The organism is Acinetobacter chinensis (assembly GCF_002165375.2).
GTDB lineage: Bacteria > Pseudomonadota > Gammaproteobacteria > Pseudomonadales > Moraxellaceae > Acinetobacter > Acinetobacter chinensis.
Genome location: NZ_CP032134.1, coordinates 1,144,709 through 1,164,735 on the forward strand (window position 1 = coordinate 1,144,709; position 20,027 = coordinate 1,164,735).

The 20,027-nt window shown below is 41.9% G+C and carries 16 protein-coding genes and 1 tRNA gene; 14 read left to right on the top strand and 3 right to left on the bottom strand.

The annotated features are described in order from the left end of the window. Nucleotides 1-38 precede the first annotated feature (38 nt). A complete protein-coding gene (locus CDG60_RS06245; protein WP_087511111.1) occupies nucleotides 39-1,298 on the top strand; it encodes a GGDEF domain-containing protein in 1,260 nt (419 codons plus the stop codon). A 62-nt stretch (nucleotides 1,299-1,360) separates the two neighbouring features. Continuing rightward, nucleotides 1,361-2,602, top strand: a complete 1,242-nt coding sequence (locus CDG60_RS06250; protein WP_087511113.1) for a GGDEF domain-containing protein — start codon at nucleotides 1,361-1,363, stop codon at nucleotides 2,600-2,602. 63 nt (nucleotides 2,603-2,665) lie between these two features. On the opposite strand, the gene argG is transcribed toward CDG60_RS06250, so the two are convergent. Together argG and CDG60_RS06260 are read right to left on the bottom strand one after the other, a co-directional pair. Further along, nucleotides 2,666-4,009 carry an argininosuccinate synthase gene (gene argG, locus CDG60_RS06255; RefSeq protein WP_087511115.1) on the bottom strand — a complete coding sequence of 448 codons (1,344 nt, stop codon included), beginning with the start codon at nucleotides 4,007-4,009 and terminating at the stop codon, nucleotides 2,666-2,668. 257 nt (nucleotides 4,010-4,266) lie between these two features. Then, the gene (locus tag CDG60_RS06260; RefSeq protein WP_087511117.1) at nucleotides 4,267-5,118 is read right to left on the bottom strand and encodes a LysR family transcriptional regulator; all 852 of its coding nucleotides are present in this window, start codon (nucleotides 5,116-5,118) and stop codon (nucleotides 4,267-4,269) included. 184 nt (nucleotides 5,119-5,302) lie between these two features. On the opposite strand from CDG60_RS06260, the gene CDG60_RS06265 reads away from it, so the two are divergent. From CDG60_RS06265 to dld, 5 genes are all read left to right on the top strand, one after another. Beyond that, entirely contained in the window at nucleotides 5,303-6,205 is a 903-nt protein-coding gene (locus CDG60_RS06265; RefSeq protein ID WP_087511119.1) for a DMT family transporter, read from the top strand. 496 nt (nucleotides 6,206-6,701) lie between these two features. Beyond that, on the top strand, nucleotides 6,702-8,372 hold the full coding sequence (gene lldP / locus CDG60_RS06275; RefSeq protein WP_171405433.1) for an L-lactate permease: 1,671 nt from the start codon (nucleotides 6,702-6,704) through the stop codon (nucleotides 8,370-8,372). Between the two features lie 61 nt (nucleotides 8,373-8,433). After that, the gene (gene lldR / locus CDG60_RS06280) at nucleotides 8,434-9,177 is read left to right on the top strand and encodes a transcriptional regulator LldR (RefSeq protein ID WP_087511125.1); all 744 of its coding nucleotides are present in this window, start codon (nucleotides 8,434-8,436) and stop codon (nucleotides 9,175-9,177) included. A gap of 2 nt (nucleotides 9,178-9,179) precedes the next feature. Beyond that, nucleotides 9,180-10,334, top strand: a complete 1,155-nt coding sequence (gene lldD / locus CDG60_RS06285) for an FMN-dependent L-lactate dehydrogenase LldD (protein WP_087511127.1) — start codon at nucleotides 9,180-9,182, stop codon at nucleotides 10,332-10,334. Nucleotides 10,335-10,556: 222 nt separating this feature from the next. Further along, nucleotides 10,557-12,251, top strand: coding sequence for a D-lactate dehydrogenase (dld, locus tag CDG60_RS06290; protein WP_087511129.1), 1,695 nt, complete (start codon nucleotides 10,557-10,559; stop codon nucleotides 12,249-12,251). 52 nt (nucleotides 12,252-12,303) lie between these two features. Here dld and CDG60_RS06295 read toward each other — a convergent pair whose 3' ends face one another. After that, nucleotides 12,304-13,194 carry a hypothetical protein gene (locus tag CDG60_RS06295; RefSeq protein ID WP_087511131.1) on the bottom strand — a complete coding sequence of 297 codons (891 nt, stop codon included), beginning with the start codon at nucleotides 13,192-13,194 and terminating at the stop codon, nucleotides 12,304-12,306. A gap of 222 nt (nucleotides 13,195-13,416) precedes the next feature. Here CDG60_RS06295 and CDG60_RS06300 point away from each other — a divergent pair, with 222 nt between their 5' ends. From CDG60_RS06300 to CDG60_RS06330, 7 genes are all read left to right on the top strand, one after another. Continuing rightward, nucleotides 13,417-15,450 carry an NADPH-dependent 2,4-dienoyl-CoA reductase gene (locus CDG60_RS06300; RefSeq protein ID WP_087511133.1) on the top strand — a complete coding sequence of 678 codons (2,034 nt, stop codon included), beginning with the start codon at nucleotides 13,417-13,419 and terminating at the stop codon, nucleotides 15,448-15,450. A 98-nt stretch (nucleotides 15,451-15,548) separates the two neighbouring features. After that, a tRNA-Ser gene (locus CDG60_RS06305) sits at nucleotides 15,549-15,638 on the top strand. Nucleotides 15,639-16,482: 844 nt separating this feature from the next. Beyond that, entirely contained in the window at nucleotides 16,483-17,232 is a 750-nt protein-coding gene (locus CDG60_RS18390; protein WP_227542937.1) for an energy transducer TonB, read from the top strand. A 52-nt stretch (nucleotides 17,233-17,284) separates the two neighbouring features. Continuing rightward, nucleotides 17,285-17,881 (top strand): biliverdin-producing heme oxygenase, encoded by a 597-nt coding sequence (locus tag CDG60_RS06315; RefSeq protein ID WP_087511135.1) that lies wholly within the window; start codon nucleotides 17,285-17,287, stop codon nucleotides 17,879-17,881. Between the two features lie 27 nt (nucleotides 17,882-17,908). After that, nucleotides 17,909-18,334, top strand: a complete 426-nt coding sequence (locus CDG60_RS06320) for a YbaN family protein (RefSeq protein WP_087511136.1) — start codon at nucleotides 17,909-17,911, stop codon at nucleotides 18,332-18,334. 246 nt (nucleotides 18,335-18,580) lie between these two features. Then, entirely contained in the window at nucleotides 18,581-19,102 is a 522-nt protein-coding gene (locus CDG60_RS06325) for an RNA polymerase sigma factor (protein WP_087511692.1), read from the top strand. A gap of 7 nt (nucleotides 19,103-19,109) precedes the next feature. Then, nucleotides 19,110-19,994, top strand: a complete 885-nt coding sequence (locus CDG60_RS06330) for a FecR family protein (protein WP_087511138.1) — start codon at nucleotides 19,110-19,112, stop codon at nucleotides 19,992-19,994. Nucleotides 19,995-20,027 lie beyond the last annotated feature (33 nt).

The window sequence follows — 20,027 nt, forward strand, 5'->3', positions numbered from 1 at the left end:
TATTTTTAAGCCATTATAAAAATTATATTTTTATCTGAATGGAATATAAATATAAACTTGCCAAGTTACAGTATGACAAGGAAAAAATTGAGGGGTTGATCTCACGTCAGAAAAGACGGGCAGGTCAGGTTTTTCCAAAGCAGCTTGAACTTGAGTTCTGGGAGCAATACCTGGAAAGGGCACGGGACAATATTAATCAGTACTTCTGGTCAGGAGTGCTGACGTATTTCATTTTTATTTTATTGATCGTTCCGGGTGATTACTGGATTATTGATAAAACACACTTCAGATATGACTTTATTCATAGCCTGCTTGGACTGGTCAATGGAGCACTCTGTCTATTGGCATTGTTCTTCTTCGCACATTATAAAAAACTGAAACCGTTTTTTCCCTGGGCGTCCATGGCTATTGTCCTGTGGGCAGTCATCAGCATGACCTGGCTGACCATGACGGTTCATACTGAAGCACTGAAACATCAGGCGATGATGATTATCTGTACCATTTATATCATGGGCTATGTGCTAACAGGTGTTAAACCGTTTCATATGCTGCTGACAGGGCTTATGGCTGCCATTATTGCACTGATTATCCTGATGGTTTCATTCGTAAAGATTGATGTCATGGTCATGTCCAGAGTACTGGTTGGCAGCTGTGTGATGGGTTTTCTGATCAGTAAAATGCTGTGTACCCGTGAACGTATGATTTTCCTGATCATGCATCAGGCAAAAATCAGTGAACGGATCAATATTATTCATACCAATGAATTACTGCATTTAAGTCAGCATGATGAACTGACCAAAATATCAAACCGCCGTAATTTTGATGAAATGCTGAATGTTCTTTACGATCAGGCAAAGCGTAATAAAACTGCTCTGTCATTGCTGTTTATAGATGTCGATCATTTCAAAAACTATAATGATTATTATGGGCACCAGAAAGGTGATGATGTCATTTCCTCCATAGCACGTGCAATTAAAGATGCGATTCGCCATATGGATTTTGTGGCGCGATATGGCGGTGAGGAGTTTGTGGTGCTTTTACCCGAAACCGATGCACATGGTGCTTATGCGGTTGCATCCAATATTTATAAAGGGATAGACAGGCTCGCTATTCCACATGCAAAGTCACTTGTGTCAAAGCATGTCACGATCAGTCTGGGGTTTACAGTTTACCGTGGCGAAGCAGATTTAACTGAACATGAGTTTTTATCAGTAGCCGATCAGGCGCTGTACCGAGCCAAGCAACTGGGAAGAAATCAGATTTATTTTCAGTCCATGCAGACTGAACAGGTTGCCTGATGATGTGTTTTTTCAGCACTGGGTCAGCAGCATCTGACTGATGTGGGTATTTTGCTTTTATTATGGATATTGAACAGCAAGTCACAGAGCTTCAGCGGGATAAGCAGAAAATAGAAGCCGTGTTGCAGCAACAGCACAATCGTATGCAGTCCATCTTTTCCGTGGAGCTTGAGCAGAAGTTCTGGAAAGACAGGGAAGACAGACTTACACGCCTGATCGTCAGGGCGTTTTTTCCTGCGACTGTATTTTATCTGATTTTTGAATTGATCAGCTTGCCATTGAATTATTTCAGTATGGCTGTTGAGTTTCGTCGACATGATATTTCATTGATTATGACCTCATATACAACAGGGTGGCTGGCGTTATTTTCCATTTTTATCATGTCCAGAAATGATCAATGGAAGAAATATTATTCTGTCGTTGTAACGACCGTGATCTGTATCAGCCTGACCGTTGTTCAGAGTGTACTGTTGTCAGTACAGTCGGTTGAGATGAGCTGGCGTGGTACGCTGATTATTATCATTGCACTGATGTTTGCTTATCTCTGTTCTGGTCTGCGCCCACGTAATATGCTTTTTGCAGGGCTGCTGTCAGCTGTGCTGACATTGATCTATCTGAAAACAGTATCTACGCATGTTTCATCGCTTGTACTTTCCAATGTATTTTTACTTGGAAATCTGGTTGGACTGGGTTTGTCCGTTTTAACCATATCAACCGAAAGAATCCGTTTTTTACAGTCAATCATTATTAAACTCGACAGCCAGATTTATGAGTTACTTGGACAGCATTTATATACATTAAGTCATCAGGATACACTGACTGCACTGATGAACCGTCGTGGGTTTGAAGACCGCTTTAGTCTGCTGTTTAGGGAGGCACAGGAACAGCAGACTCCACTGGCTTTATTGTTTATCGATGTGGATTTTTTCAAACTTTATAATGATTTTTATGGGCATCAGAATGGTGATATTGCTTTAATCCGTGTTGCTCAGACCCTGAAGCGTTTCAGTGGTGAGCAGGGAGTGGCAGTTCGTTTTGGTGGCGAAGAGTTTTTATTGGTATTGAAAAATACAGATATGCAGAATGCTGTTCTGATGGCTGAAGGCATTCTGACTGATATCCGTGAACAGTGTATTCCTCATGCAGACTCAAGTGTTTCTGAGTATCTGACTTTAAGTATTGGTGTGGCGGTGTATACCGGGGCTGAAAATATCAGTGAATATGATCTTTTAAATCAGGCCGATAATGCATTGTATCAGGCTAAACGGCAGGGACGGGATCGGGTGATGGCTGCTCACTACTGAAATCCTGTCTAAGCTGCAATAAAAAAAGCCACTGATTACAGTGGCTTTTTTTTAAGTCGAAACTTATTTGTTTTTGTCTTTTAACTGAGGAACAGCAGAACCTGTACCTACAGCAAGTAAACCTGCACCTGTATAGATACCCAGTTTTGCACGGGTATCTGTAATGTCCAGGTTACGCATGGTTAACTGACCGATACGATCCATTGGAGTAAAGACTGAATCACCTTTCTCCATGGTCAAACGCTCAGCTTCATAAGTGAGGTTTTCAGATTCAGTGTTCATGATGGTGTAGTCATTACCACGACGAAGTTCTAAAGTCACAGTACCAGTAACTGCTTTAGCAACCCAGCGTTGTGCAGTTTCACGCAGCATCAATGCCTGAGAATCGAACCAGCGACCTTGATAAAGCAGACGACCTAAACGTAAACCGTTGATACGGTATTGTTCAATGGTATCTTCGTTATGAATACCGGTTACAAGGCGTTCATAAGCAATATGAAGAAGTGCCATACCTGGAGCTTCATAGATACCGCGGGATTTTGCTTCAATGATACGGTTTTCAATCTGGTCAGACATACCTAGACCATGACGACCACCGATACGGTTCGCTTCAAGAATGAACTCAACTGGATCTTCGATACGTTTGCCGTTCAGAGCAACAGGGAAGCCTTCTTCGAAAGTCACAGAAACTTCTTCAGCTTCAACTTTTACATCATCTTTCCAGAATGCAACGCCCATGATTGGATCAACAATCTTGATACCTGCATCGAGGTATTCAAGATCTTTTGCTTCGTGCGTTGCACCTAACATATTCGAGTCAGTTGAATATGCTTTCTCTTTCGACATTTTATAGTCAAAACCATTGTCGATGAGGAATTGTGACATTTCCGCACGACCACCTAACTCATCAATGAAAGTCTGGTCTAACCATGGTTTGTAAATTTTAAGCGCAGGGTTTGTCAGTAAACCGTAACGGTAGAAACGTTCAATATCGTTCCCTTTATAGGTTGAACCGTCACCCCAGATGTTTACATCATCTTCTTTCATTGCGGTAACAAGCATCGTACCTGTTACTGCACGACCTAAAGGAGTCGTGTTGAAGTAAGGAACGCCACCAGTGCTGATGTGGAATGCGCCACACTGAATCGCAGCAATACCTTCCAATGCAAGCTGTAAACGGCAGTCAACTAGACGTGCTTTTACAGCACCATAAGCTTCTGCTTTACGAGGAATCGCATCGTAATCATCTTCATCAGGCTGTCCAAGATTTGCAGTATACGCATAAGGTTCAGCGCCTTTTTGCTTCATCCACAAAAGTGCAGCTGAAGTGTCCAGACCACCAGAAAAGGCGATACCTACTTTTTTGCCTACTGGTACATTCTGCAAGATGGTTGCATTATCAGTCATTGCTCGTCCTAACTTTTCACTATTTCAAATATAGGCACCATAAAATGTGGTGGCCAAGGAGAATTCTATAACGCAGTATTATAGCACTTTTAATTAAACTTTTTTCCCAGTTCAAAAGCGCATTTGAAAATATTCACAGGTTTTGGATGGAATAAAGGTATTGAAATACAGCTCTCAATTGAAACGGACAATCATCTGAAGTGATAAAAATTTTCAGATACTTGATGAAGTCATGGATACAGTAATCAATCCCACTGTTACAGTGCATCATTTAGTGCAATAAACTGTTTTTCAACCGGTGTGAAAATATGATCACTCCGTGCAATCAGATATAAGCCAATATGTCTGTATTGCTCCGGAATTTCCATCAGATACTGCACGTCATATTTTTGAGCCAGGGATCGGGTCACCATGGAAACACCCATGCCCAGCTGCGTAAAATGAATCAGTGCCTCATAGTCATTGATGTGGGTCATTTCGCCTTTGATCAGATGATTGTCCTGATACATCTGCTCAAGGACGGACGAATAACAGCATTCCATCGAAGTAAATAATAAGTTTTGCTGATTCAGTGCATGATTGATGTGTTCATGATTGATCAGGTCTTTACCGATCAGCACCAGTTCATCCTTACCTTTCTGGATGTACTGTAGATTTTTTTGTTCAGGATGACCCAGTGCATAAGCAAAGTCGATATGTCCCTGTAAAATTTCCTGTTCCAGAAAGCCTGTCGCACCTGTTTTCATGGTAATGGACAGTTCAGGATAAGTACTTGAAAGTTGACTGAATGAAGGATAAAAACGCATTCCGCCCAGGCTGGTATTGGTACCGAATCTTAAAGTCAGATCATGCTGATTGATTTTATTTTCAGTTTCTTCCCAGGTGAACAGCATTTTTTTATATTGTGTATATACCTGCATGCCGGTATTTGTCAGTTCTACACCTTTGGGCTTTCGTATAAACAGTTGACGTTTATAGTGGTTTTCTATTTTTTTGATTTTTGCAGTCATGTTGGACTGTAAATAATTCAGTTTGTTTGCCGCGGCTGTTATGCTTTTCATTTCAGCCACATTCACAAAAGACCGGATATCACTGATATCAATATTCATTACGACTCCAGGAGGGTGCAGGCTGTTCAGCTTTATATATTATTTCAGACTGAGCTATGGCACAGGACAGGGGAATAATACATTTAACATCAAAAATAATGATGGATATATTAAAACATAACATTATTCATGATGTTATTTATTTTTTAAACTCGCTCTACATTGCATCTGTTGAGTACAGAAAATGAATATGAAAACAGTCGGCGCCATTGCTGTGCTATGCCTGATCTGGGGATCTTTGTGGGGACTGGTGAAATTCAGCTTACAGATTTTCCCACCTTTTCTGTTTATCGCTGCGCGTTTGATTCTGGCAGGATTAACATTGCTGGTGGTACAGCGGATGTTAGGAAAGTCGATTCTTCCTGCCAGAGAGGACTGGAATAAGCTGATTATTTCCAGTCTGATGCTTTGTGTCGGGTTCTATGCAGCTCAGACTTTCGCAATGCAGTTTGTAGATTCAGGCTTATCGGCAGTACTGGTTTTTACCATGCCTATTTTTATTGCTGTACTGGCACATTACATTTTGAATGAGCATCTGAGTAGACAAAAAATACTGGGACTGGTCTTTGGAGCACTGGGACTGATTTCAATTTTATGGCCGCAGTTACATCATATTCACATGAATCTTGCTTTACTGGGGCAGGGGATGCTGATCGGTGTTGGATTTATGTGGGCATTGACCACGGTCTATATGAAAAAGCACTTTGCCAGCTATGACAAGTTGAAACTGACCATCTGGCAAATGTTACTCGGTGGTGGGTTGATTCTGATCGGGGCTTTAATCCTGGAACCTGTTCATCTGAATGTCTGGACCACTCCGTTTAATGTTTCCATTCTGTTTTATATTTCGGTGATTGGAACAGGGGCTTCATTTGTGATGTGGAACTGGATTGTCAGTCAGGTGGATACCTTTGTTGCATCTATTTCCATTATGAGTATTCCTGTTCTGAGTCTGATTTTTGGTTATGTATTCTGGCATGAGCCACTGACTGTCAATATTTTAATTGGTGCTGTTCTGATCCTTTCAGGCATTGTTTGCAGTTCGGTCAAAATCAGGTCATTCAAAACATCAGATGTCATCAGTTAATTAAAGGATGCAGTGAACCTGTAAATCTATCAATCCTGGGAATGGGCTCATCCATTCCTGGGTATTTTTTTGCTCTGAAATGCTTATTCGTTATGCTGACCGGACACTTTTTATGTGGACTGAATCCGCACTTTTTCGGCTTGTTCCAGCCACAGCTCAAGCTGAATCTCATCTGCTTTTTAAAAATCACACCAGAATTACGACTAAAGTTGTATTTTTCTGAAATGATCCGTTTAAATATTCAATAAAAACATAAATTTTATAAGAAAAATGAACATTTTTAACTTGTGGAAATGTGATTTATTTAATCAAAAACACATTAATATTGGTCATACCAATATTAAGTTATTCAGACCATTATTGCTCTTTTATTTTTATTTATTTACTATAAAGTCGATTTTAAGCGATATTTTTGAAATTAAACCAAAATTGGTCATACCAATTTAGATGAAAATGGTATGCGCTCAGACCACATTCCTGAAAGCATTTCAAGGAGATGACAATGCTTCAACATTGGCAGCAGATTTATGATCCGATGGGCAATATCTGGGTATCCAGTGCCATCGCGCTCATTCCTATTGTATTTTTCTTTTTAGCTCTCGCTGTGTTCCGCATGAAAGGAAGCGTTGCGGGAACAATTACAGTTGTACTGGCTTTACTGGTATCGCTTTTTGCTTATCAAATGCCAATCGCAATGGCATTTGCTTCAATGGTCTATGGCTTTCTTTATGGTCTTTGGCCAATTGCTTGGATCATCATTGGCGCTGTATTCCTGTATAAAGTTTCAGTCAAAACAGGGCAGTTCGATATTATTCGTTCTTCGATCATGTCGATTACTGAAGATCAGCGTTTACAGATGCTGTTCGTGGGTTTTGCTTTCGGTACTTTCCTTGAAGGTGCGGCAGGTTTTGGCGCACCAGTTGCGATTACGGCTGCATTATTGGTCGGACTTGGATTTAAGCCACTTTATGCTGCGGGTCTTTGTCTGATTGTGAACACAGCGCCAGTTGCCTTTGGTGCAATGGGTATTCCAATTATTGTGGCAGGGCAGGTTTCAGGTGTAGACACCATGGAAATCAGCCAGATGGTGGGTCGTCAGTTGCCATTCATGGTGCCGATCGTATTGTTCTGGATCATGGCGATTATGGACGGTTGGCGTGGTGTAAAAGAAACGTGGCCAGCAGTGATTGTGGGCGGTGGTTCTTTCGCATTGGCACAGTATTTAACCTCAAACTTTGTAGGTCCTGAACTTCCAGATATTACTGCTGCGATTGCATCCTTGGTATCTTTAACGATTCTTTTAAAATACTGGCAGCCTAAACACATTTTCCGTTTTGAAAATGAAGAAGGTACACCAACGATTGATTTAGCTGAAGAACGTAAGAAGAAATTCACCATCGCACAAATCGCGAAAGCATGGTCTCCATTTGCAATTTTAACAGCAATGGTGACGGTCTGGAGTATTAAGCCATTTAAAGATTTATTTGCTAAAGATGGTGCATTAGCTGACTTGGTGATTTCGATCAAAGTGCCATTTTTGCATCAGATGGTGCAAAAGATGCCGCCTGTCGTTCCTGAAATTAAGGACTACGATGCGATCTATAAATTTGATTGGTTCTCTGCAACAGGGACTGCGATTGTCATTGCAGCGATCATTACGATTATTTTCCTAAAAATGAAGCCAAAAGAAGCAATTGTGACATTTGGCGAAACTGTAAATGAGTTAAAAATTCCAATTTATTCGATTGGTATGGTGCTGGCTTTTGCTTTCATCGCAAACTATTCAGGTATGTCTGCAACACTTGCATTAGCACTTGCACATACGGGTCAGGCATTTACTTTCTTCTCACCATTCTTAGGATGGTTAGGGGTGTTCCTGACAGGTTCTGATACGTCTGCCAATGCGTTGTTCTCAGCATTACAGGCAACCACTGCACAGCAAATTGGTGTGCCAGAAGTGTTACTGGTTGCTGCCAATACCAGTGGTGGGGTAACAGGAAAAATGATTTCACCTCAGTCAATTGCAATTGCCTGCGCGGCAGTGGGTTTGGTGGGTAAAGAGTCTGATTTATTCAGGTTTACGGTAAAACACAGTATTTCATTTACCGTGATGATTGGTATTATCATTACTCTACAAGCCTATGTGTTCCCGTGGATGATTCCATGATCTTGATGATGATGAATTTTCACGGTATTGCACAGACCTGATGAAAAACTGAGGACAGCAGATGAAAGTCTCCGACAAAGTGGTACAGAACCTTCGCATGTTAATTGAAGAAAAAAGCATGCAAGTCGGAGATCGTCTGCCAGCAGAACGTAAGTTGTGTGAGCAACTCGGTGTATCCCGTTCCTCTTTGAGAGAGGCCATTTCGCAACTGACCAGTACGGGCATGCTGGTCAGCAAAGTCGGAGCGGGGACTTTTTTACAGCAATTGCCTGTGAACTGGTCGCAGAATCAGATTGTTGAACCATTAAGTAATTTGATTGATGAAGACCCTGCTTATCGCTTTGATGTACAGGAAGCTCGAATGGTGCTGGAAGGTGGAACGGCATGGTATGCAGCCGAACGGGCAACTGAGCAGGATCTGGAAAAAATTCGCTATTGTTATGATCAGATTACCCATTTTCAATCTCTGGGTGATGATGATAAAGCCTCAATGGCAGATGCTGAGTTCCACCTTGCCATTGCTGAGGCATCGCATAATCTGGTGCTGATTCAGATGATGCGTGGTTTATTTGATTTGTTGCAATTCAACGTGGTTTTGGGACGACGAAAAGTTTATACCGAAGCACGTCGCTATGATCAGTTGCGTGATCAACACTTTCAGGTGATGGATGCAATTGAACGTCATGATCCAGAAGCTGCGCGGAATGCAGTCTGTGGACATATAGAATTTGTAGTACAGCAGGTGCGGATGATTGATGAGGAAGAAGCCCGTCGTCAGCGTGCCAGCCGATTGAACAGGATATAGTTATGATTATTTCTTCTGCGAATGATTACCGTGAAGCCGCGCGTCGTCGTTTACCGCCATTTTTATTCCACTATATTGATGGTGGTGCGTACGCTGAATATACCTTGAAGCGTAATGTAGAAGATTTATCAAAAATTGCGTTAAGACAGCGTGTTTTAAATGACATGTCACAGCTCAGTCTGGAAACCAAACTGTTTGATGAAACTTTATCGATGCCTGTTGCGTTATCACCAGTTGGTTTGACAGGCATGTATGCACGTCGTGGCGAAGTGCAAGCGGCAGTTGCAGCAGATAAAAAGGGTATTCCATTTACTTTATCCACTGTATCTGTATGTCCAATCGAAGAAGTTGCCCCTGCAATTAACCGTCCGATGTGGTTTCAGTTATATGTACTGCGTGACCGTGGCTTTATGAAAAATGCCTTGGAACGTGCTAAAGCTGCGGGTTGTTCGACACTTGTATTTACCGTGGATATGCCTGTGCCTGGCGCGCGTTATCGTGATGCTCACTCTGGTATGAGTGGTCCGAATGCCGCTATGCGCCGTTATATGCAGTCATGTTTCCATCCGCATTGGGCATGGAATGTCGGCATGATGGGGCGTCCACATGACTTGGGTAATATTTCTAAATACCTCGGTAAACCGACAGGTTTAGAAGATTATATTGGCTGGTTAGGCAATAACTTTGACCCATCTATTTCATGGAAAGACCTTGAGTGGATCCGTGAGTTCTGGGATGGTCCAATGGTGATCAAAGGGATTCTTGATCCTGAAGATGCGAAAGATGCAGTACGTTTTGGTGCGGATGGTATTGTGGTGTCGAACCACGGTGGTCGTCAGTTGGATGGTGTTTTATCTTCAGCACGTGCGCTTCCTCCAATTGCGGATGCAGTCAAAGGCGACATTAAAATCTTAGCCGATTCGGGTATCCGTAATGGTTTGGATGTTGTGCGTATGCTTGCTTTAGGTGCGGATACTTGTATGCTGGGTCGTGCATTTGTCTATGCTTTAGGTGCAGCAGGTGGAGCAGGTGTTTCAAATCTGCTTGATTTGATTGATAAAGAAATGCGTGTAGCCATGACTTTAACAGGTGCTAAAACAATTGCAGATATTACTGAGGATTGTTTGGTGAAGTTAGAGAAAGAGTTGGTGAGGTGATGACTTTTGATAGTGAATCCTTCCCTTTGTAAAAGTGGGAAATGCCATTTGATTCAAATGGCAATACTCCTTCTCCCTTTGGGAGAAGGTTGGGATGAGGGGAGGGAGTTATTCCTTCATTTAATTTAAAAAGACCTCTCCCTAACCCTCTCCTAAGAGGAGAGGGAACTGCCGTTATTAATTGAAAATTTTCGATCTATCATTTAATGGAATGAATCGACTATGCAAACCCAATCAGCTTCAAACCCCATTCAAAACCTCATTCACATCGTTGGAAAACAGCATGTTCTAACTGACGATGCTGATACACGTCTATACCGACAAGGTCGTCGTTATGGTGCAGGACAAGTGCTTGCTGTTGTTGCACCAGGCAGTTTACTGGAGCAATGGCAGGTTTTGAAAACGGCTGTTGAAGCGGATTGTGTGGTGATCATGCAGGCTGCCAATACAGGGCTGACCGGTGGTTCAACGCCATTTGGTGATGACTATGATCGTCCTGTGGTGTTGATCAGTACCCGAAGATTGGTGGGGATTCAGGTGATTAATGATGGTAAGCAAGTGATTTGTTTACCAGGTGCGACACTGGATAAACTTGAAAAAGATTTAGCACCGTTTAACCGTGAACCGCATTCAGTGATTGGTTCTTCATGTATTGGTGCATCGGTGTTGGGCGGTGTGTGTAATAACTCAGGCGGTGCATTGGTGCGCCGTGGTCCTGCTTATACAGAACTGGCGTTATATGCACGAGTCAATGATTCAGGTGAACTGGAGTTAGTAAATCATTTAGGCGTGAATCTGGGTGAAACACCTGAACAGATTTTGACTGCGCTTGAAAATAAAAATTATCAAAGCAATGACATTATCAATAATTCAAGTTGCTGTGCTTCCGATCAGCGCTATTCACATGATGTGAAACAGGTCGATGAAAATACCCCTGCACGTTTTAATGCTGATCCATCACGCCTATTTGAAGCATCAGGTTCGGCAGGGAAAGTTTGTGTCTTTGCGGTACGTTTAGATACCTTTGAAAAGATTCCAAGTCAGGTGTTTTATGTAGGTACAAATTCACAGGATGATTTAACTGAAATTCGTCGTTTTTTATTGAAAGATTTGCCACGTTTGCCAATTGCAGGCGAGTACATTCACCGCGTTGCTTATGATATTGGTGCAGAATATGGCAAAGACAGTTTTATGTTTATTGAAAAATTCGGTACGGCAAAAGTACCTGCTGCATTTGCGATGAAAGATAAAGTCGATGGTTATCTGGAAAAAGTTGGTTTACGTGGTTTATCTGATAAGGTTTTGCAGATAGTCACTAAAATGTTACCGAATCATTTACCACAGCGCATGAATGAATTTCGAGATTTGTATGAACATCACTTGATGATTCGTATTGAAAATCAGGATGTTGATCAGGTCGAGCAGTATTTAAAAATCTATTTTTCAGATAAAACTTCGGGTAATTATTTTAAATGTACCGATGAAGAAGGGCGCAAAGCCTTTTTACACCGTTTTGCGGTAGCAGGCGCTGCGATTCGTTATCGTGATACGCATCGTTCAGAAGTGGAAGATATTGTCGCGCTTGATATTGCGCTACGCCGTAATGACCGTGAATGGGTAGAAACTTTGCCTAAAGCGATGGATGAAAAAATCATTCATAAATTGTATTACGGACATTTCCTGTGTCATGTGTTTCATCAGGATTATATTGTGCAAAAAGGTGTTGATCCTTTGGCAATGGAACATGAAATGTGGCATTTACTCGATGATCGCGGTGCGGAATATCCTGCGGAGCATAATGTGGGGCATTTATATGTGGCAAAACCTGCACTGAAAAATCATTATCAAAAACTTGATCCGACCAATAGTTTTAATGTCGGGATTGGGCATACATCCAAGTTAAAAAACTGGAAATAATCGTTCATTAAGACACGCTTGTATGAAAGTCGAAGCAGTCTGATTAATCAGGCTACTTTGTATTTTTTAGTCCCATTTTCGATGAAATAAAACCTAAAATAAATGCACTGACAAAAAATACAACTGCTGAATACAGTGCTGATTGTGTCGTAAAATAAACGGCTAAAGTGGCTAAAACAACAATTGCTGTGCAGATCCACACCATCCAGGACGAGAGTGCTGACTGAGGTTCAGAATTTTGTTCATTGATATGGCTGGAATGGGCGTTTTGAATGGATGGTGTTTCAGATGTGTTCAGATCAGTCATAGCGGATTCTTCATGTGGCATCATATTTGGGTGAGTGAGCATGACAGAATTACTGCCATAGAGGAAATATTTTTTATCTTCATAGCGTTGCATGTCCTGTCGGATAAATTCCCAGAATGCTTGGGTATCTTCAGTCAGGGAAGATTGTGGACGACTCAGAGTCTCTATGTGAAACAGGGGAACTTCCAGAAACTCGGCATCATCAAGATCTAATGGCAAACCACTGGTACGAAGCAAAATGTACGCAGGAAAATGTTGCTTGATCAGTGACTGAAAGTTGAGAAATTCTGATGCGTAATCATTCCCCATCACGTTTAATAATTCATGCTTTCTCGATTCTAAATTTGCCAGGGCATGCTGTTGGGAAATGACGAGATAGGCGAACTGACTTTCTTCAGAATTATCCTGAACTTCAGTAAAATCAGTCTCTGCATTTACATGATCAGTATCAAAGTCATCTGAATATTTTGCCCACTGAATATTTTCTCGACTGAACAAAAGTAGCCATAAAAGTGGAATAAACCCATCTGCTTCCAGTTCATAAGATGCAGAGCAATAAAAGTCATGCCATTGATTCAGACTGCCTATGGGCATATGTCCGAGTTGAGAGCTGGTCAAAAATACAGGATGGCTCATTCAGTTATTCTCATATTTATAGTGGAATGTTGGTATTAACATAGGCATATTGAACAGAGAGTTCCATAGTAAACACGTAAAACGGGCAGGAATGGAGTGTCTGGGGATTACTGAATTGACTTTTTTTACGCTGAAAATATTTGGAACAGTCATCCAAAAATAATCAAAAGTATATAAAGTATTATGCAACAAGTTGCAAAGCCAATAAATTAAGGATTAGCCATGACAACCAGCTATGCAAATATTCTAAAACCACTTCATCTGGGTTTCACGACCATTAAAAACCGTGTAGTCATGGGTTCCATGCATACAGGTCTGGAAGATCGTTTTTATAATTATCCAAAACTTGCAGCCTATTTTGGTGAACGTGCCAAAGGTGGTGTGGGGCTGCTGATTACAGGTGGTATTTCACCAAACAGACAGGGTTGGCTGTTGCCTGCGGGTGGTACCATGAATACGCTGGGCGATGTTGCTCCGCATCGTCTGGTTACGCATGCTGTACATAAACATGGTGCCAAAATTCTGATGCAGATTCTGCATTCTGGGCGTTATGGCTATCAGCCATTTGTGGTGTCTGCAAGCCCGATCAAATCACCGATTTCTCTGTTCAAGCCACGGGAAATGAGCGATAAACTGATTCTTGAAACCATTAAGGACTATGCCGATACAGCAAGCCTAGCAAAAAAAGCGGGCTATGACGGTGTGGAAATTATGGGTTCAGAAGGTTATTTGCTGAACCAGTTTTTAAGCCGTCATGTCAATCAGCGTGAAGACCGCTGGGGTGGTCCGATTGAAAACCGGATGCGTTTTGCAGTTGAAATTGTGAAAGCGATCCGCGAAAAAGTTGGCGAGAAATTTATTATCTGTTTCCGTTTGTCCATGCTGGATTTAGTCCATGATGGCAATACCATGGATGAAGTGATTACCGTTGCAATTGCATTGGAAAAAGCAGGTATTACGCTGTTGAATACAGGGATCGGCTGGCATGAAGCACGTATTCCAACGATTGTGACATCAGTACCACGTGCGGCTTTTGTGGACTATACCGCAGAAGTGAAAAAGCATGTGTCGGTGCCTGTGATTGCATCGAACCGTATCAATATGCCAGATACAGCTGAAGAGATCCTGGCATCCGGTAAAGCGGATATGGTACAGATGGCACGTCCTTTACTTGCCGATGCATACTGGGTAAATAAAACGGCAACCAATCGTGTCGATGAAATCAATACCTGTATTGCGTGTAATCAGGCATGTCTGGATCATACATTCCAGAATAAACGTGCAAGTTGCTTAGTGAATCCTCGTGCAGGATATGAAACTGAGCTGGTTTATGTGAAAACGAAAAAGCCGAAGAAAATTGCGGTCGTAGGTGGCGGTGTGGCTGGAATGTCAGCTGCTACAGTTGCAGCAGGACGCGGTCATCAGGTTACTTTATTTGAAGCATCCAGTGAAGTCGGTGGTCAGTTTAATCTGGCAAAAGTCGTCCCTGGTAAAGAAGAATTCCACGAAACCATCCGTTATTTCAAAGTTCAGATTGAAAAAACAGGTGTGGATTTACGTTTAAATACCAAAGTGAACCGTGAGCAGCTGGAGCGTGAAGGCTTTGATGAAGTTGTGATTGCAACAGGTGTTGTACCTCGTGGACTGAAAATCGAGGGTAGTGATGCACCACAAGTGTTGTCTTATGCAGAAGTATTGCGTGGTGAGCCTGTAGGTTACAGTGTTGCTGTGATCGGTGCAGGCGGGATTGGTTTTGACGTATCAGAGTTTTTATTGAAGCCTGAACATCAGCCACAACCGCAACCTTTGGCTGACTGGATGCGTGAATGGGGTGTTGATCCAAATCCTAACTATATGACTGAAGGTGGCTCGATACCTGCAGAAGTTGAAACTCCAGTTCGTCAGATTTATCTGATGCAACGTAAAACTACGCCATTGGGCATTGGTTTAGGGAAAACTTCAGGCTGGGTGCATCGTGCACAGTTGAAAAAGCATGCTGTGCGTATGATGCGTGGTGTGCAGTATAAAGCTGTGACCAATGAAGGCCTGTGGATTGAGACCAACGGTCATGATCAATTGCTTCGTGTGGATACGATTGTGGTGTGTGCAGGGCAGGAGTCTGTAAAAGATTTAATGCCTGCTGAGGGTGAAACAACACTGGCGCAGTATCATATTATTGGTGGTGCAAAACTGGCAGGTGAGCTTGATGCAAAACGTGCAATCCGTGAAGGTGCTGAAATAGCAGCTAAACTTTAAGCAAATACCTGGCATTTGATGAAACAATATGCGTTTGAATGATTTAAGCCAATATTTCTCTTGTCAGAGTTGGAAAAGCTTAGTATTCTTGCGCACATGGAAGCGTGGCAGAGCGGTTTAATGCACCGGTCTTGAAAACCGACGAGGGCGCGAGTCCTCCGTGAGTTCGAATCTCACCGCTTCCGCCAGATATGTAAAAAGCCCTTGTGAAAACAAGGGCTTTTTTATTGCCTATGGGTTTATCCTGCATAAACTTCGAGCAGTGGTTGAACCTAAGGAGTATTCATAGGGAATGTCAGGAAGGCATTGTGCACAAATTATTTTTAAGGGTTTCTTTAGCAATATAATTTCCAAATGAAGAAGCCTACCCCAAAAAAATTAATGTACAACGAATAGAAAGAAATATTGAATCAGGTCGACCATATACATAGCTGGCTTGTCACTTAAATTTGAGTGGATATGAGGCATCTTAATTTTAAAATCTTTGTGTACAAAGCCACCATAACATCAACTCGCAAAAAGTAATTACATCAGTCAAACGGATTGATCAACAGAGGAAAGCTGCAGGATTCTTCAGGAGGCTCTGGATCATGTGACATGATCAGGCTGTAGTAAAATACTGGCTTTGAGGTGGAAAGGGAGGAGGGATCGAATAAGCTCTCAAAACAGGCTTGTAAACCTTCAGCATAAATTTTCTCTTATAAGAACTTTTTTGAAGTTACAAAAAAAATTACATTCTGCAGTGAACATTTGGTCACGCTTAAACGTCTATATAGGAGAAAGATGAATTCTTTTACACCGCTGAATTTGATTTATGCAGCATCAGCATGATGGCTTCAGTACAGATTCAAATTATATTTTGAGCGCAAAAGTAACATAGTTTTATAGGCTGCTTCTGCGAAAACGTGATGTATAAATGATATGGATGTTTTGTCAGATATAGAACTTCGAAACGATTACAGAAAGTATTTCACGCTTTCTACAGTTTGTTTAGGACATTTATTGGTTTTATATGTCATCTGGAGTGCGGATGTGCAGGTGCCTATAGCCACAGCAGTCCCGAAGAATACGATAAATATTCGCTTTATAGCACCGCAAAAAAATGATGTCCGTCCGGTTGCTGATTTGTCATCCGGTCAGTCTGCTCTAAAAAATACGCAAAAAACTGTAGAACCGACTACTGCTTTAGAAGTCAGTAAAAAGCAGGAAAGCAACGTATCTGTGATCAGTACGGATACTTTACGAAAAACAGTTATACCGATTCAAAAAAATGCGTCTAAACAGCAAGCTCAACAGAACAGTACAGTTCAGGTGGAAAAAGAAGCTGTAAAGACAAAGGATAACCCTGAAAAAAACGTGCAGATGTCTGAGTCATCCATGAGCACTTCGACAGCGACAAAGTCTACTGGTAGTACTGCATCAGAAAGTAAAGCATCGGTGCAAAACTCCGGACATCAATCTGAAAGCAGTGCAGTATCCGCAGCCAGTGATAAAGTGCCGATACCGATTAACCGGGTTGATGTACTGAGTTTAGGCAAACTGACTTACGATGACCGTGAACTGCAAAACCAGCAAAGATTGGTGGTTTTGACCATTCATATTAATGCTAAAGGTCTGCCGGTAAATATTCACGTCAAACAGAGTTCTGGTCTGGAGAGTCTGGATGAAAGGGCTATGGCTGCTATACGGAAATCAAAATTTAAACCACATAAGATGAATGGCGAAGCAGTTGCTGTAATTGTGGACTTTCCTATTCAGCTCAAGCTCAGCAGAAACCGTTGAGCCAGTGGCATTATTTAAACTGAATTTTTTAAACCTCGTATAAGGAATTTTTATGAACGCTTCAACTGAAAAACAGCTGCAAAACAGTTTGATGCTGCGTCTAAAGCAGGCGACGGCAGCTGAGCACGACCGTATGGAGCAACTGATGCAGCAGTCGCAGGTCTTTGCCAGTGAAAAAAATTATGCGCAATTTACTTTGTCGCAATATTACTTTCAAAAAGATGTTGAGCATCTTTATCAGAACCCGCAAGTCAGTGCGCTGATTCCTGATCTGGATATACGTGGCCGTTCAGAAGCAGCTTTACAGGATCTGGCTGATTTAAAGTTGCAGCCACAGCAGCAGGTAATTGTAACGGATGCGATTGAGTATCCACAGTCTTTGGGCTGGATTTATGTGTCAGAAGGTTCAACGCTGGGTGCAGCATTTTTATTTAAAGAAGCACAGGCTCAGTTTGGTTTCAGCGCTGATTTTGCTGCACGCAATCTGGCTGCCTATCCAGAAGGACGTGCAGTGGTGTGGAAGCGCTTTAAACAGGCGATTGATGAAGCAGGCTTCAATGATGCAGAGCAGGAGCTGATTATTGAAGGTGCTTTGCAGGGTTTCAAACGCTTTGGCGACTTATTGGCGGACTTACACAATCTTAAATAAGACTTTAAGGAACTGGGATCAAGAGCAATGAAACATGCTGAATCAGTAGCGAAACAGTCATCTGAAAGCGTACATGCAGCACCTCAGTTAGCCAGGTCCTGGATTGTGAGGTTAATTTGCATCTGTTTAGCCTGCCTGTGTTTAGTGCTTGGTACTGTCGGGCTTATTTTGCCTGGTCTCCCTGCTTTTGATTTCTATTTTCTGGCGGCGTTGTTTGCCGCCAAGGGTTCTAAGCGTTTACACAGCTGGATTGTGCAGCATAAAGTCATTGCACCTGTTTTAAAACAGTGGGGCGAAAGCAGAACTTTGCCTGTGAAGCTAAAAGTTTTTTCCTTAATCAGTATGAGCATTGGTGCTGCACTTTTAATTTTTACTGTGCCGCATCCTTGGGCAGTCGGCGGTATTGTATTGATCATGCTGGCAGTACAGCTTTGGCTGTGGTTCAAAGCATAAATAGACCTTTTGTCAAAGTCATGTTTTGAGCAGTACAGAATTCACAATGAACGTTCTTTCTCTGTTTACAAAGAGAAGTATTATTACGCGCAAGAGGCAGAGGATTTATATGAAGTTTCTTTTATCATTTTGTCTTGTGGTTTGTGTTTAAGAAATCCTGTGATTGTGTTTGAGATGCAGAATTAGTTTGTAAAACATATGGATTTAAATGATAATGATAATCATTTTATTTACCTGGTGTTTAACATGGGGAATTCTGCACAATCCAGTACCAGTCAGCTGGTTCAGCATTATGATGAGCTTGTGGATTATATCAGTATGAAAATCGGCAACCGGCAGATTGCCCTGGAAGTGGTGCAGGAAACGTATATACGGGTTTTTCAGCGTCCAGAACAGTTTATGAATCTGATTAATCCTGTGGCGTTTTTAAAAACGGTCAGTGCCAATATTGCTTTTAATTATTTAAGAAAAGATAAAAATTACGGTAAATATTTTGAAGCTGTCGAAGCAGAGGAACTGGAGCTGTACAGCACTATGCAGGATATTTCTGAACAGGAGTTAAGTCTTGCACGTGAGCAGTATGCGAAAATCATTTTAGGTACCATTTCCACACTGCCGCCAGCCTGTCAGGATGTTTTTTTATTGCTGCAGTTTTATGGCATGACACAGGTGGAAACCGCGCAGCAGCTGGGCATTTCCCGCACGATGGTGATTAAGCATTTTACGCGCGCGCTGCAAAGTTTTGTACCGATATTTGCAAATGAATAACAGCAGGATGAATTTGAAAAAAACATATAAATGCAATGAAACAGGAAATCTGCAGGAAGTACAGCGTAAGCTGGCCTGTTTTGAAGACGATATTTTACCTTTTTTGCCATCAAAAGAAGCAATTTTAGCGCGGGCTAAACAGCGTCAGTTAAAGAAAAAAACGTTTGGTGCTTCGATTTTATCCGTATTGGGGCTGAGTATCAGTCTGTACTGGTATAATCCAGTGTACCAGCAATTTGATGCATTTACGGTGAAGGGTCAACAGGATCAGTTATCTTTAAAAGACGGCTCACTTATTCGGCTGAACAGCAATACTCAGATACAGGTTTCAGAGCGTTTGCGCAGTCGTGAAATTGTACTCAAACAAGGCGAAGCCAGCTTTCGTGTGGCTCATTCTGCATCTGCATGGCAAAAACTATTTGAACGAAGTTTTATCGTCACAGCAGGAAAAATGGACATCATTGATATTGGTACAGTCTTTAATGTGCAAAAGCATAATGCAACAGATGCAACTGTGGCGGTGGAAGAGGGTGAAGTTGCAGTGAAAATCCGCGGTTCGCAGAACGCGATGATTCATTTGCTTCATGGGCAAACTTTGAGCAATTACCGTGAGCAGTTAGGGCAGATCAGGCAAGCCGATTTGTATGCCATCCAGGCCTGGCAGTCGGGTGAACTGGTGCTGAACCAGATGCCTTTAGGCACCGTGATTGAAAATTTTCAGCGCTATGCTGATTTTGAGGTGCAGATACAGCAGCCAGAACTGGCGCAGTTGCAGGTGACAGGACAGTTTAAAACAAAAAATTATCAGCAATTTATGCAGGTTTTACCGGCTATTGCAGCAGTAAAAGTTGAACAAATTGCAGAGAAGCAATGGATTATCAAAAAAAATTAAAACTTCAGGTTTACATTTCATACAGCTGAGGCG

Coding starts and splice junctions, on each gene's coding strand:
- CDG60_RS06245 (WP_087511111.1), top strand. CDS start 39: ATGGAATATAAATATAAACTTGCCAAGTTACAGTATGACAAGGAAAAA.
- CDG60_RS06250 (WP_087511113.1), top strand. CDS start 1,361: ATGGATATTGAACAGCAAGTCACAGAGCTTCAGCGGGATAAGCAGAAA.
- argG (WP_087511115.1), bottom strand. CDS start 4,009: ATGACTGATAATGCAACCATCTTGCAGAATGTACCAGTAGGCAAAAAA.
- CDG60_RS06260 (WP_087511117.1), bottom strand. CDS start 5,118: ATGAATATTGATATCAGTGATATCCGGTCTTTTGTGAATGTGGCTGAA.
- CDG60_RS06265 (WP_087511119.1), top strand. CDS start 5,303: ATGAATATGAAAACAGTCGGCGCCATTGCTGTGCTATGCCTGATCTGG.
- lldP (WP_171405433.1), top strand. CDS start 6,702: ATGACAATGCTTCAACATTGGCAGCAGATTTATGATCCGATGGGCAAT.
- lldR (WP_087511125.1), top strand. CDS start 8,434: ATGAAAGTCTCCGACAAAGTGGTACAGAACCTTCGCATGTTAATTGAA.
- lldD (WP_087511127.1), top strand. CDS start 9,180: ATGATTATTTCTTCTGCGAATGATTACCGTGAAGCCGCGCGTCGTCGT.
- dld (WP_087511129.1), top strand. CDS start 10,557: ATGCAAACCCAATCAGCTTCAAACCCCATTCAAAACCTCATTCACATC.
- CDG60_RS06295 (WP_087511131.1), bottom strand. CDS start 13,194: ATGAGCCATCCTGTATTTTTGACCAGCTCTCAACTCGGACATATGCCC.
- CDG60_RS06300 (WP_087511133.1), top strand. CDS start 13,417: ATGACAACCAGCTATGCAAATATTCTAAAACCACTTCATCTGGGTTTC.
- CDG60_RS06315 (WP_087511135.1), top strand. CDS start 17,285: ATGAACGCTTCAACTGAAAAACAGCTGCAAAACAGTTTGATGCTGCGT.
- CDG60_RS06320 (WP_087511136.1), top strand. CDS start 17,909: ATGAAACATGCTGAATCAGTAGCGAAACAGTCATCTGAAAGCGTACAT.
- CDG60_RS06325 (WP_087511692.1), top strand. CDS start 18,581: ATGGGGAATTCTGCACAATCCAGTACCAGTCAGCTGGTTCAGCATTAT.
- CDG60_RS06330 (WP_087511138.1), top strand. CDS start 19,110: ATGAATTTGAAAAAAACATATAAATGCAATGAAACAGGAAATCTGCAG.